This is a genomic window from Pseudomonas sp. TH21 (assembly GCF_016651025.1).
Lineage (GTDB): Bacteria > Pseudomonadota > Gammaproteobacteria > Pseudomonadales > Pseudomonadaceae > Aquipseudomonas > Aquipseudomonas aylmerensis.
In genome coordinates, this window is the sequence record NZ_JAEKEQ010000001.1 from 4,089,761 (window position 1) to 4,102,241 (window position 12,481).

A 12,481-nucleotide genomic window follows, 5' to 3' on the forward strand; every position below is an offset into this window, starting at 1 on the left:
CAGGCTAGCCCCTCCAAAACCTGTGGGAACTGAGCCAGGCATAGAATTCAGTCCAGCCCCGCCAAAAACTGTGGGAGCTGAACCAGGCACAGGATTCAGCCCCGCCACAAATCAGTGTGGGAGCTGGCTTGCCTGCGAAGGCGGTGGGTCAGCTGCATCATGGTTGACTGACACTGCGCCTTCGCGAGCAAGCCCGCTCCCACAGTGGAACTGTGCCAGACACAGGAATCAGGCCCGCCACAAATCAGTGTGGGAGCTGGCTTGCCTGCGAAGGCGCCAGACACAGGAATCAGTCCAGCCCCGCCAAAAACTGTGGGAACTGAGCCAGGCACAGGATTCAGTCCCGCCACAAATCAGTGTGGGAGCTGGCTTGCCTGCGAAGGCGGTGGATCAGCTGCATCATGGTTGACTGACCCACCGCTATCGCAGGCAAGCCAGCTCCCAAAGTGGAACTGTGCCAGGTACAGGAATCAAGCCAGCCACAAACCAGTGTGGGAACTGCGCCAGGCACAGGAATCAGGCAAGCCAGCTTCCACATCAGAGCTGTGTGAGCTTGGCAGCCAGCGCCTTGGCCTGGATCGCCACGTCGGTCACTGCCGTGCTCTCCCACCACATCCCGCGCAACGGCGGGCCCATGGCGAACAGGCGCTGGCTGACATTGCCCTCGGCATCCAGCACCGCCCCCGACGCATCCGCCGCAATCCCCAGCGCCAAGGGTCCGGGCTGGATCAACCCGCGTTCGAGCAGCTGCCGCGGCAACGGCCGGGCCACGCGGCGCCAGTCGTATTCGATGCCGCTGGAGTTGATCAGCGCCGCCCCCGACACCTGGCGGATCGCCTGCTCGCCACGCGCGCGCAGGCGGATCGTCACGCCCTCGCCGCCAGGCTCCAGCCCTTTGAACGATGCCGCCCGAATGCGCAACCGCCCTTCCTCCCGCAATCGCGCCACCAACTGCGCGCTCAACGGCGGTGAGCGGTGGTGATGGCTCTCCCACCATGGCCGCACATGCCGCACGAACTGGCGCTTCTCGCGCTCACTGGCCTGGCTCCACAACCGCCCGATATGCGCACGCACCGTGTCCAGCGGCGCCTGCCAATCGATGCCCTGCGCCAGCGCGAGACGGCATTGACGACGGACCTCGCGCAGCAATTGCAGAGGGCTGCGCAGGCTGTGGTCGGCGGCGAGAAAATCCTCCCAGCTCGGCGGCTGGCGGCGCGCATGGGGCAACAGTCCGTGGCGGGAAAAAATCTCGATCGGCCCGCGATGCCCGGCCTGCTCCAAAGACACCACGGCATCGACCATGGTCAACCCGGAGCCGATGATCAGCACGGGGGCCTGCGCGTCGATCAGGGTCATCGCCTGCACATCCCACGGGTCGACCGCAGCGGCATTCAAACCGCTGGACTCGGTCTGTGGCGTACGCGCCGCCGGGAACATGCCGGTAGCCAGCACCGCGCGGGCGCCGCGCAGTTGCTGGCCGTTATCGAGGGTCAGCAGGGTTGAATCGGCGCTCACTTGCAGGTCGACCACTTCCCCGCGCACATGCTCGACAGTCGACGCAGACAAGGCCTTGGCCTCGGCCAGGCGTTGCTGTGCGTACACGCCAAAAAGCCCGCGCGGCGGGAACAGTTCACTGACGGGCACCGGTTGCTCGGCCGACTCCGGCCATCCGCCGGCGGCGATGTAATCGGTGAGCCACTGGGTCAGGTCGTCGGCATTGTCGGGGTCGACGCTCATGCGCGCCGCATTGCCGTTCAGGGTGTGGCCCAGCTCGACCGCGCTGTAGGCCTCGCCACGCCCGAGTTCGGCGCGCGGCTCGATCACCAGGATCCGGCGCTGGCCCGGCAGGCGCAGCAGTTGCACGGCGAGCATCGTGCCGCTCAGGCCGCCGCCGATGATCAGGACATCGGCGTTGCGGATGGTTTCAGTCATGCAGGTTGGCCCTTACTGTTTACCCAGATAAATGTCATGCAAATCGCCCCGCGCCAGCAGTTCAGCGGCGCTGCCACTCACGGCCACGCGCCCAGTATCCAGCACATAGCCATGGGACGCATAGGTGAGCGCGACGTTGATGTTCTGCTCGGCGATCAGGAAGCTCACCTGCTGTTCGCGATTGAGCTGCGCGATGATCTCGAAGATTTCCTGCACGATCATAGGCGCCAAACCCATGGACGGCTCGTCGAGCAGTACCAAAGTAGGACGGGTCATCAACGCCCGGCCGATGGCGACCATCTGTTGCTCGCCGCCGGAGGTGAGGCCGGCGCGGGTGTGGCGTTTGGTCTTGAGCCGGGGGAACCAGGCGTAGATGCGCTCCAGATCGCGCTCCAGGTCCTTGCGGCTCGGGCGCCGCACGAAACCGCCGCTGCGCAGGTTGTCCTCGACGCTGAGCTGGCCGAACACATGGCGGCCCTCCAGCACATGCACCATGCCATCGCGCACGCGCTGGCCGGGCTCGACACCGGCCAGGTCGGCGCCGGCGTACTCGATCGTGCCCCGGCTGACTTCGGCCCGTTCGGCGCGCACCAGCCCGGAGATCGCCTTGAGCGTGGTGCTCTTGCCGGCGCCGTTCGCGCCGAGCAAGGCGACGATACCGCCCTTGGGCACCTCCAGCGACACCCCGGCCACCGCGAGAATCGCACCGTCGTAGATCACTTCAATGTCGTTGACCGTCAGCAGTGACGGGCGTGCGGCGTCGGCGGCGGGCTGGCTCATGGTTTATTCATCCCCGGTGCAGGTACGCGGCGTCAGGCCTTTTTCCTTGGCGAACGCGGCCGACTTCTCATCGATCAGCGGACGCAACAGCGCGCGGTCGGCGGCGATCCACTCGCTGACCAGCGTCCAGTTGGCGCCGTCCCACTGCTGCACCCGCGCCGAACCGCCGCCTTCGTGGTCGCGGCATGACAGCTTGAGGTTCTGCATCAGGCCCAGGTAGCCCATGTCCTTGAGGCGCGCATCATCGATATTCAGGTGTTCCAGGCCCCAGCGGCCTTCTTCGCCATTGAGTGGGCGCTTGCCGAACTTGGCCTGGCCGGTGCGGATCGCTTCCACGGCCACGGCGGCGTTCACCAGGCCGGAGTTGTAGTAGACGCTGCCGAAGTTTTTCAGGTCCTTGAGGTCGCTGTGGCCTTTATCGAGGATGTATTGCTTGAGGCGTTTGTGGATCTCGAAATCCGCGCCGGCCGGGTACGGCGTGAGCGCCAGGTAGCCTTTGGCGGAGGCACCGGCCGGCAGCACGTCTTCGCTGGAGCTGGCCCAGATATCGCCAATGATGTGGTCGACCGGGAAGCCGAAACGCGCGGCGGTCTTCACCGCCACCGGGGTGGACACGCCCCAGGTGCGCAGGAATACCCAGTCCGGGTTGGCCTGGCGCACCTGGCGCCATTGCGCCGACTGCTCGTTGCCGGGATCGGCGACCGGAATCTGGATATTTTCGAAGCCGTATTTCTCTGCGAGCAACTTCAGCGGGCCGAGCGTTTCTCGACCGTAGGCCGAGTCGTGGTAGACCGTGGCGATCTTCTTGCCCTTGAGTTTGTCGAAACCGCCTTCACGCTGGGCGATGTAATTCACCAGGGTCGAGGCTTCGCTGTAGAAGGTCAGCATCACCGGGAAGTTATAGGGGAACACCGTGCCGTCAGTGGCTTCGGTGCGACCGTAACCGAGGGTGATGAGCGGGATCTTGTCGACCTCGGCGCGCTCGCTCAAGGCATAGGCCGCCGGGGCGCCGTTGGGCTGGTACACCGCGACCGGCGCGCCGTCCAGGCCATTCTTGAAGCGCTCGTAGCACTCGATGCCCTTCTCCGCCGTCCACTCGGTCTCGCATTCCTGCCACACCAGCTTCACACCGTTGATGCCGCCTTCGACCTCGTTGATATAGCGCAGGTAGTCGATCATCCCGGCCCACACCTGCACCCCGCTGGACGCGTAGGCGCCCACGCGGTAGGTCGCCAGGGGAATGAATTGCTGGTCAGGCGAAGCCATCGCCGGGGGCACAGCGCCGGCCAGGGCAGCCAGCGCGAAGGCGGCGCCGGCCAGGGAACGTTTCAAGGATGCACGCATGGGAATTCTCTTGAGGGAATGTTAGAAACGCAGCGGCCACTGCCGCACACGGTCACGCAGGTTGTGCAACAGGCGAATCAGCCCCTCGGGTTCCTTGATCAGGAACACGATGATCAACACGCCAAAGATGATTTTCTGCAGGTTCTGCAACTGCCCTGCATCCACCGACCCACCGAACAATGCTTGCCCGGCATGACTGAGGAAGATCGGCAGCAAACTGATGAAGGCCGCGCCGACGAAGTTGCCGGCGATGCTGCCCATGCCGCCGATAATGATGATGAACAGGATCTGGAACGAGCGGTTGATATCGAAGCTGCTGGCACTCGCCGTGCCCAGGTAGGCAAAGGCCCACAGCGCGCCGGCGATCCCCAGGTAGAACGAGCTGACCGCAAACGCCAGGCGCTTGTAGCGCACCACCGGGATGCCGACCACGGCGGCGGCGGTGTCCATGTCGCGGATCGCCATCCAGTTGCGCCCCACCTGGCTGCGCACCAGGTTGATTGCGGTCCAGGTCAGCAGCAGCACCGTCACCAGGGTCAGCAGGTAACGGCCCAGCGGCGTATTGAGGTCGTACCCGAACAACGCCAGCTTCGGCGCCGAGATCGTGCCCGACGAGCCGTAGTTGTAGAACCAGGGGAATTTGACGAACAGCCACTCCAGGAAAAACTGTGCGGCCAGGGTGGTGACCATCAGGTAGAAGCCCTTGATCCGCGAACTCGGCAGGCCGAACAGCAGCCCGACCAATGCGCTGATAATCCCGCCGCCGAGCAGCGCCACCGGCAAGCCCAGTTCCGGCAGGCGCAGCAGGAAGCCATAGGTGGCGAAGGCGCCGACTGCCATGAAGCCGGCCGCGCCCACGGAGGTCTGCCCGGTATAGCCGGTGAGCAGGTTCAGGCCCAACCCGGCGAGGGACAGCACCAGGAACGGGATCAGGATCGCGTTGAGCCAATAGTCATTGCCCCACAGCGGCACGCCGATAAAGGCGACTGCTAACAGGCCGAGCAGGCCCCAGGGCACGCGCCGTTGAACCAGCAACAGCGGCGCGGTGAGTTGAGCAACAGGGGTCGACATGGTTTCAGACTCGCTCGATGGCGCGCTCGCCGAACAGGCCGGCGGGACGGATATACAGGAAGGCCAGGGCCAATACATAAGCGAACCACGGCGTGATGCCGCCGCCGATCAACGGGCCGATGTACACCTCGGCGAGGTTCTCCGCCGCGCCGACAATCAGCCCGCCGACGATCGCCCCGCCAATCGAGGTAAAGCCGCCGATAATCAACACCGGCAAGGCCTTGAGCACCACCAGCGACAGCGAGAACTGCACGCCCTGGCGCGCGCCCCACAGCAACCCCGCCACCAGCCCGACCACGCCGGCCACGGCCCAGACGATCTGCCAGATACGGTTGAGGTTGATGCCGATCGACAGCGCCGCCGTGGTGTCATCCGCCACCGCGCGCAACGACACGCCGATGCGGGTCTTGTTGAACAGCAGCGCGAGCACCGTGACCAGCACCACGGCCACCGTCGCGGCGATCAGGTCGAACTGGCTGAGCATCAGCGGCCCGACAAACAGCGGCACGTCGTCGATGCCCAGGTCCAGCGCGCGCACTTGCGAGCCCATCAAACCCTGGGCCAGGCCTTCGATAATGAACGACAGGCCGAGCGTGGCCATGAACAGGGTGATCTGAGAACGGTTGACCAGCGGGCGCAGCACCAGGCGCTCGATGAGCAACGCGCCGACGATCATCACGATCACCGTGAGCAGCAATGCCAGGGCAAAGGGCACGCCCTGATCGTGCAGGCTGACGAAGGTCAGCGCGGCAAACAGCAGCATCGAGCCCTGGGCGAAATTGAACACGCCGCTGGCCTTGTAGATCAGCACGAAGCCGATGGCGACCAGCGAGTACATGGTGCCGGCGAGCAGGCCGCCGAGCAGGGTTTCGAAGAAGAAGGTCATCAGTGTGCGACTCCCAGGTAGGCCGCGATCACCTCGGGGTTGGCTTGCACGTCCGCCGGCGTGCCGTCGCCGACCTTGCGCCCGTAGTCGAGCACCACCACATGATCGGACAGGCCCATGACCACGCCCATGTCGTGCTCGATCAACACCACGGTGGTGCCGAGGTCGCGGTTTACGTCGGCGACGAAACGCGCCATTTCCTGTTTTTCCTCGGCGTTCATCCCGGCCATGGGCTCGTCGAGCAGCAACAGGCTGGGCCCGGCGATCAGCGCGCGCCCCAGTTCCACACGTTTTTGCAGGCCGTAGGACAGGTTGCCCACCAGCACATCGCGGTGGGCCTGCAGCTCCAGGAACTCGAGGATGCCCTGCGCCCGCTGACGGAACGCTTCGGCTTCACGGCGGGCGCGGGGCAAGCCCAGCGCCTGCTCGATCAGGCTGCTGCGCATGTGCCGCGACAGGCCGGTGAGGACGTTGTCGAGCACACTCATTTTCTTGAACAACGCATTGTTCTGGAAGGTCCGGCCAATGCCTCGGCGCGCTGCACCCAGCGGATCGATGCGGTGCAAGTGCTGGTCCTCGAAGACGATCTCGCCGGCATCGAAGCGATACACGCCGTTGAGCACATTGAGCAACGAGCTTTTGCCGGCGCCGTTGGGGCCGATCAATGCGCAGATCTCACCGCGCCGCACCTCGAAGGACAACGCATTGATCGCCTTCACGCCTTTGAACGACAGCGAGATATCCCGCACCTGGAGAATGGCCTGGGTCATGCGCTTTCCCGTTTGAATTCGGCAAGCCATGTCGGCTCTGTCGTGGAAGTGAGGGGCTGCCAGATGTAGGTGAGGCGCTGGAAGCCGAGCAGTTTGCGTACGCGATTTTTCAGCAGGCGGCGCAGGCCGCTGTGGGGGTGGGCGATGGCCCAGTCGCACAGGCGCCGGCGCCAGGTGCCGTGGGGTGCCAGGCGGCTTTCGATATCCTCGGCCAAAGATTGCAGGCGCGCGGGCGACAGCAGCAGGCCGGTGGGAGCGACTTCACTGCGATCGCGCCGCGCCGAGGCCGGGCTTTCCGGGAACGCCAGGCCGTGCCCGCTGTTCAGCCATTGCTCGAGCACCACCGCCAGGCCGCCCTGCCACTGGGTACCCTCCTCGCTCCACAGCGCGGTTTCGCCGCTGGGTTGCCACCAGCGCTGCACCTGCTGCGCCGGGTCGGTGGGGCCCAGCAGCTGGGCAAAATCGAGTCGATTGGCGGCTGGCCAATGCCGTGCCTGTTGGCGGTCCTGCACATAACAATGGGTGGGACGAATGCGCCATAGCTGCTGGTGCAAGGCTTCGGTGTCGAGGTGATCGGCGAGGGTCAGCACCGGCCCGCCCACGGACTGCGCCGCCAGGGCCAGCAGCAACAGGTTGGGCTCAAATGCACCGCTGAGGGCCAGCCGCGACGACTCGCCGAAACCCTGCTGGCGCAAGCCATCGGCCAGGCGCTCGACATCGCGCAGCGCGTCGATCCAGCGCCAGGCATACCACTGGCCCTGGCGCTTGTGGCGAAGCGCGGTGTGCAGCGGTGTGATCTGCGCCCAATGCTGCAGTTGCTCCAGGGCCTTGGGCAGATTGCCGAGCAGTTCGGCAGGCCATTCCAGGGCCAGCGGACGCTTGAGTTCGTGCACGCTCATAGGGGTGATGCTCCTATTCAAGGGGTGTGCGTGCGGTGGTCCGCTGGCTGAATTATTTGACTCGACACCGCTCTCCTATGGGCGCTGGCTTGCCGGCGCCCACGGGGATCGGCTTGAGTCAGTCAGATTGCGCTGGCCTTAAGGTCGCGATAACCGGCCCCCGGATGGTTCGGCGCCAGCCGTGCACCGTCGCCGAAGAGCTTCTCGCGCAAGGTGCCCTGGGCGTATTCGGTCTTGTACACGCCGCGTTTCTGCAGTTCCGGCACCAGCAGGTCGACGGCGTCGATAAAGGTTTCGTGGGTCAGCGCGTAGGCCAGGTTGAAGCCGTCGACGTCGGTCTCTTCCACCCATTCCTGCAACAGGTCCGCCACGGTTTCCGGGCCGCCGACAAACAGCGGGCCAAAGCCGCCGATGCCCACCCAATCGGCCAATTCATTCGGGGTCCAGACCTTGTTCGGGTCCGCCGTGGAGAAGGCTTCCACCGCCGACTGAATGGCGTTGGTGTGCACGTGCTTGAGTGGCTCATCGGGTTTGAACTGGCTGAAGTCGATGCCGGTCCAGCCGGAAATCAGCGCCATCGCGCCTTCATAGCTGACATAGGATTTGTACTCCTCGAACTTGGCCTTGGCAGCGGCGTCGGTCTCGCCGACGATCACCGTCTGCAGGTTGAAGATGAGGATTTTCTTCGGATCGCGCCCCGCCTCGGCTGCACGCCGGCGGATGTCGGCGACGGTCTTTTTCAGCAGCACTTTGGACGGCGCGGCGACGAACACGCACTCGGCCTGCTCGGCGGCGAACTGCTTGCCACGACTCGACGCGCCGGCCTGGTACAGCACCGGCGTGCGCTGCGGCGACGGTTCACACAGGTGAATGCCGGGCACCTGGAAGTGCTTGCCGACGTGGCGGATCTCGTGGATTTTGCTCGGGTCGCTGAAGATCCGGCGCTCGCGATCACGCAGCACCGCGCCCTCCTCCCAGCTGCCTTCCCAGAGTTTGTAGCAAACCTCCAGGTATTCCTCGGCGTAGTCGTAGCGCGCATCGTGTTCGGTCTGGGCTTTCTGGCCCAGGTTCTTCGCACCACTTTCAAGGTAGGAGGTGACGATGTTCCAGCCGACGCGGCCCTTGGTCAGGTGATCGAGGGTCGAAAGCCGGCGCGCGAACGGGTACGGGTGTTCGAACGACAACGACGCCGTCAGGCCAAAACCCAGGTGTTCGGTGACCAGTGCCATCGGTGCGATCAGCGACAGCGGATCGTTGACCGGCACTTGTGCCGCCTGGCGAATCGCCGCGTCGCCGTTGCCGTTGTACACGTCGTAGATGCCCAGCACATCGGCGATGAACAAGCCGTCGAACTTGCCGCGCTCGAGGATTTTTGCGAGGTCGGTCCAGTACTCCAGGTCCTTGTACTGCCACGAACGGTCACGCGGGTGCGCCCACAGGCCAGGGGATTGGTGGCCGACACAGTTCATGTCGAAGGCGTTCAAGCGGATTTCACGGGACATCAAAGCACTCCGTTGAGGTGGTAGTTGCCGACAACCTGGTATTTGTGGCGCAGCGGGTCATCGAGGCTCGGCGGCAATGCGGTGCGTTGGCCGGTCAGTTCGAATTCGGTGGCGCTGGCAAAAAGCAGGGCTTCGGCGGCAGCGATCTGTGCTTCGGTGATGGCCACCGGGCTCGGGTGGGTCTCGGCGCGTTCGAGCAAGGCGGCGGCCACGTCTACGCGGATCTGCAGGTCGCCGAAGCGGCTGATCACGTAGGGGTCGTCACTTTTCGCGACGGCGCGGCGGGTGCTGTCCAGCAGTTGGCGCGCTTGATTCAGTGCAGTCATGGGTCAGGCTCCTCAGTTCCAGGCGTGGCGTGCGGGCTTCACGCCGTTGAGCACGAAGTTGCCGATCAGGTGGTATTTCCAGCGGGCCGGGTCGTGCAGGGTGTGGGTGCGCGCGTTGCGCCAGAAACGGTCGAGGTTGTGTTTGCCGGTGACCGAGCGAGTGCCAGCCAGTTCGAAGAGTTTGCTGCTGGCGAGCAAGGCGGTTTCCGTCGACAGCACCTTGGCCTGGGCGACGACCAGTGAAGCGTTGGCGACGTTGTCTTCATTCGGCTCGGCCAGCGCCTGGTCCACTGCTTTGCCGGCCTTGGCGAGGATCGCTTCGGTGCCGTGCACGCGCCATTCCAGATCGCCGATGGCGGCGATGGTGAACGGGTCTTGCCAGCCGTGATCCTGTTGGCTGTCGATCCATGGCCGCGCCTGGCGTGCGTAAATCTTCGCCTGCTCCAGGGCACCGAGGGCGATGCCGGTGTCGACGGCAGCCTGGATGATCTGCGAGATCGGGCCGTTGGCGGTGGGTTGGTCGAAAGCCTGGTGGGCGGGGATCACCGCGCTGAGAGGGACGGTGACGCCGTCGAGGGTCACGCCGCCGCTGGCGGTGGTGCGCTGGCCAAAGCCGTCCCAGCTGTCGATCACACTCAAGCCCGGCGCGTCACGCTCGACAAAGGCGATAAACGCCTGGCCGTGTTCGTTGTTGCCGACGGTGGGCACGATATGCGCGAACAGCGCGCCGGTGCAGTAGAACTTCTCGCCGTTGATTTGGGCGGTGTCGCCGTGCACGCGGATCTGCGTGTCGAAGGTGCCGGCGTTTTTGCTCTTGGCTTCGGAGAAGGCGTTGCCGAAACGGTAGCCGGCCAGCACCTTGCCGAAGTAATGGCGTTTTTGTTCCTCGGTCGCGGTTTGCAGCAGGATGTCCACCACGCCCAGGTGGTTCTGCGGGATTTGCCCCAGGGACGGGTCGGCGGCGGAGATCAACTTGATCACTTCGGCCACGGTCACGTAGGACACTTCGGCGCCGCCGTAGGCCTTGGGAATGGTGATGCCCCACAGGCCGCTGGCGGAGAATTCGTCGAGTTCGGCCACCGGCAGGCGGCGCTCGCGGTCACGCACGCTGGCGTCGACGGCGAAGCGTTCGGCCAGGCGCTTGGCGACCTCGATGGCTTCGGCATCCGAGCGGATGATATGGGCAGGGTGTTGAGGATGGGCTGACATGGGCCGACTCCAGGCTCCGATGGGATGCCGGAGTGATTGCAGGAGTCGTGCCTGAATTTAATCGCCAATAAAATCAGCGAGTTGCTGGTGAATCAGGGCGCCAGGGCGGGTTTCAAACCAGCAAAGTGTCCATCCACTGTTGCCTGGCAGACAGTTAGATCACCACGTTGCGCACAAAGCGCACGGCCACATCACCCTGATTGCAATAGGCGTGGACCTGGCGGCTGGCGAACATATAGAACTCGCCGGCCGCGACGTGCCGTTCTTCCTCGTCCAATAGCAGCGTCAGGCTTCCCTCGAACACGAACAGCTGCACACTCCAGCCTTCCGGATCCGGCTCAGGGCTGTAGCGATCTCCCGGTTCAAGGCGCATTTCCCACAGCTCGACTTCGCGACGGGCGTGGGCCCTGGCCAGCAAGACCGCCTTGCTGCCGGGGATATCGCCGGCCCAGGCCAGCTCGTTGATGCGGCTGTGGTCGGGCGCATCCGGGGCCTGGATCAGGTCGCTGAACGCCACGTCCAACGCTTCGGCCACGCGGTCGAGGGTCGACAGGCTGACGTTCTTCTCGCCCGCCTCAATGGCCACCAGCATGCGCCGGCTCACCCCGGACTTTTCCGAGAGCGCAGTCTGGCTCAGGTCGGCGGCATGGCGCAGGCGCCTGACGTTCTGGCTGACGTGCTGCAGGACCGAGGCCCGTTGCGGATTTTCTTTGTGCACTATATTGCTCATAAGGTGGGTGTGCGCAGTATACTGCCCAGCAGTGCGGCGCATTGTGCGGTCCGTGCCTTTCCCTTGCAAGACCGAGCCGCCATGACCGCCGCGAATACCGCCCCACGTTTCAACCGTTTCAGCAAAGCCGAATGCCTCCTGGTGTTTATCACCATGATCTGGGGCGGCACCTTCTTGCTCGTGCAGCATGCAATGACGGTCAGCGGGCCGATGTTTTTCGTGGGCCTGCGCTTCGCCGCAGCGGCCATCGTGGTGGGCTTCTTCTCCCTGCGCACCCTGCGCGGCCTGACCCTGTTCGAGTTGAAGGCGGGTGCCTTCATCGGCACCTCGATCATGTTCGGCTACGGCATGCAGACCATCGGCCTGCAAACCATTCCAAGCAGCCAATCGGCCTTCATCACGGCGCTGTATGTACCGTGCGTGCCGCTGTTGCAGTGGTTGGTGCTGGGGCGCCGTCCGGGACTGATGCCCAGCATCGGCATCATGCTGGCCTTTACCGGGTTGATGCTGCTGACTGGCCCGACCGGGGCCTCGCTCAACTTCAGCCCTGGCGAGATCGCCACGCTGATCTGCGCGATCGCGGTGGCGGCCGAGATCATTCTTATCGGCGCCTATGCCGGGCAGGTGGACGTGCGCCGGGTGACCGTGGTGCAACTGGCCACGGCGTCGCTGCTGTCATTTTTGATGGTGGTGCCGATGGGCGAAGCGTTGCCGGGGTTTTCATGGTTGCTGCTATTCAGCGCCGTGGGCCTGGGCTTGACCAGCGCGGTGATCCAGGTGGCGATGAACTGGGCGCAGCAGAGCGTCTCGCCCACCCGTGCCACGTTGATTTATGCCGGCGAGCCGGTGTGGGCCGGGGTTATCGGGCGGATCGCCGGGGAACGCTTCCCGCCGCTGGCGATGCTGGGCGCGGCGTTGATTGTGGTGGCGGTGATTGTCAGTGAACTGAAGACGCGCGGTTCGAAAGTTGTCGACGCCAAGGCCGAGGTTGAACCGGAAAGCCAGGGTTGATGATTTAAGCGGCAAACGGCA

At 64.6% G+C, this 12,481-nt stretch carries 12 protein-coding genes; 1 reads left to right on the forward strand and 11 read right to left on the reverse strand.

The window, feature by feature from the left end:
* Positions 1–537 precede the first annotated feature (537 nt).
* The 11 genes from JFU04_RS17995 to JFU04_RS18045 all read right to left on the reverse strand — a co-directional run bounded on the left by JFU04_RS17995 (position 538) and on the right by JFU04_RS18045 (position 11,437).
* A complete protein-coding gene (locus JFU04_RS17995; protein WP_201145201.1) occupies positions 538–1,932 on the reverse strand; it encodes an FAD/NAD(P)-binding protein in 1,395 nt (464 codons plus the stop codon).
* A 12-nt stretch (positions 1,933–1,944) separates the two neighbouring features.
* On the reverse strand, positions 1,945–2,712 hold the full coding sequence (locus JFU04_RS18000) for an ABC transporter ATP-binding protein (RefSeq protein ID WP_201145203.1): 768 nt from the start codon (positions 2,710–2,712) through the stop codon (positions 1,945–1,947).
* 3 nt (positions 2,713–2,715) lie between these two features.
* A complete protein-coding gene (locus tag JFU04_RS18005; RefSeq protein ID WP_065900974.1) occupies positions 2,716–4,056 on the reverse strand; it encodes an ABC transporter substrate-binding protein in 1,341 nt (446 codons plus the stop codon).
* A gap of 21 nt (positions 4,057–4,077) precedes the next feature.
* On the reverse strand, positions 4,078–5,127 hold the full coding sequence (locus tag JFU04_RS18010) for a branched-chain amino acid ABC transporter permease (RefSeq protein WP_120448993.1): 1,050 nt from the start codon (positions 5,125–5,127) through the stop codon (positions 4,078–4,080).
* 4 nt (positions 5,128–5,131) lie between these two features.
* A complete protein-coding gene (locus JFU04_RS18015; RefSeq protein WP_065900978.1) occupies positions 5,132–6,013 on the reverse strand; it encodes a branched-chain amino acid ABC transporter permease in 882 nt (293 codons plus the stop codon).
* A complete protein-coding gene (locus tag JFU04_RS18020) occupies positions 6,013–6,783 on the reverse strand; it encodes an ABC transporter ATP-binding protein (RefSeq protein WP_065900979.1) in 771 nt (256 codons plus the stop codon). Before JFU04_RS18020 ends, JFU04_RS18015 begins: the two co-directional genes overlap by 1 nt.
* The gene (locus tag JFU04_RS18025) at positions 6,780–7,682 is read right to left on the reverse strand and encodes an AMP-binding protein (protein ID WP_120448994.1); all 903 of its coding nucleotides are present in this window, start codon (positions 7,680–7,682) and stop codon (positions 6,780–6,782) included. Before JFU04_RS18025 ends, JFU04_RS18020 begins: the two co-directional genes overlap by 4 nt.
* 122 nt (positions 7,683–7,804) lie before the next feature.
* Positions 7,805–9,184, reverse strand: coding sequence for an LLM class flavin-dependent oxidoreductase (locus JFU04_RS18030; RefSeq protein ID WP_201145205.1), 1,380 nt, complete (start codon positions 9,182–9,184; stop codon positions 7,805–7,807).
* Positions 9,184–9,510, reverse strand: coding sequence for an acyl-CoA dehydrogenase (locus JFU04_RS18035; protein ID WP_065900990.1), 327 nt, complete (start codon positions 9,508–9,510; stop codon positions 9,184–9,186). The genes JFU04_RS18030 and JFU04_RS18035 overlap by 1 nt, the downstream gene beginning before the upstream one ends.
* A gap of 12 nt (positions 9,511–9,522) precedes the next feature.
* On the reverse strand, positions 9,523–10,719 hold the full coding sequence (locus JFU04_RS18040; RefSeq protein ID WP_201145207.1) for an SfnB family sulfur acquisition oxidoreductase: 1,197 nt from the start codon (positions 10,717–10,719) through the stop codon (positions 9,523–9,525).
* Positions 10,720–10,873: 154 nt separating this feature from the next.
* Positions 10,874–11,437 carry a helix-turn-helix domain-containing protein gene (locus JFU04_RS18045; protein ID WP_065900993.1) on the reverse strand — a complete coding sequence of 188 codons (564 nt, stop codon included), beginning with the start codon at positions 11,435–11,437 and terminating at the stop codon, positions 10,874–10,876.
* A gap of 93 nt (positions 11,438–11,530) precedes the next feature.
* Here JFU04_RS18045 and JFU04_RS18050 point away from each other — a divergent pair, with 93 nt between their 5' ends.
* Positions 11,531–12,460 (forward strand): DMT family transporter, encoded by a 930-nt coding sequence (locus JFU04_RS18050; RefSeq protein ID WP_201145209.1) that lies wholly within the window; start codon positions 11,531–11,533, stop codon positions 12,458–12,460.
* The last annotated feature ends 21 nt before the right edge of the window (positions 12,461–12,481 follow it).

Bases quoted from the DNA above. Each gene is read 5' to 3' on its own strand.
- JFU04_RS17995 (WP_201145201.1), bottom strand. From the start codon at position 1,932: ATGACTGAAACCATCCGCAACGCCGATGTCCTGATCATCGGCGGCGGC.
- JFU04_RS18000 (WP_201145203.1), bottom strand. From the start codon at position 2,712: ATGAGCCAGCCCGCCGCCGACGCCGCACGCCCGTCACTGCTGACGGTC.
- JFU04_RS18005 (WP_065900974.1), bottom strand. From the start codon at position 4,056: ATGCGTGCATCCTTGAAACGTTCCCTGGCCGGCGCCGCCTTCGCGCTG.
- JFU04_RS18010 (WP_120448993.1), bottom strand. From the start codon at position 5,127: ATGTCGACCCCTGTTGCTCAACTCACCGCGCCGCTGTTGCTGGTTCAA.
- JFU04_RS18015 (WP_065900978.1), bottom strand. From the start codon at position 6,013: ATGACCTTCTTCTTCGAAACCCTGCTCGGCGGCCTGCTCGCCGGCACC.
- JFU04_RS18020 (WP_065900979.1), bottom strand. From the start codon at position 6,783: ATGACCCAGGCCATTCTCCAGGTGCGGGATATCTCGCTGTCGTTCAAA.
- JFU04_RS18025 (WP_120448994.1), bottom strand. From the start codon at position 7,682: ATGAGCGTGCACGAACTCAAGCGTCCGCTGGCCCTGGAATGGCCTGCC.
- JFU04_RS18030 (WP_201145205.1), bottom strand. From the start codon at position 9,184: ATGTCCCGTGAAATCCGCTTGAACGCCTTCGACATGAACTGTGTCGGC.
- JFU04_RS18035 (WP_065900990.1), bottom strand. From the start codon at position 9,510: ATGACTGCACTGAATCAAGCGCGCCAACTGCTGGACAGCACCCGCCGC.
- JFU04_RS18040 (WP_201145207.1), bottom strand. From the start codon at position 10,719: ATGTCAGCCCATCCTCAACACCCTGCCCATATCATCCGCTCGGATGCC.
- JFU04_RS18050 (WP_201145209.1), top strand. From the start codon at position 11,531: ATGACCGCCGCGAATACCGCCCCACGTTTCAACCGTTTCAGCAAAGCC.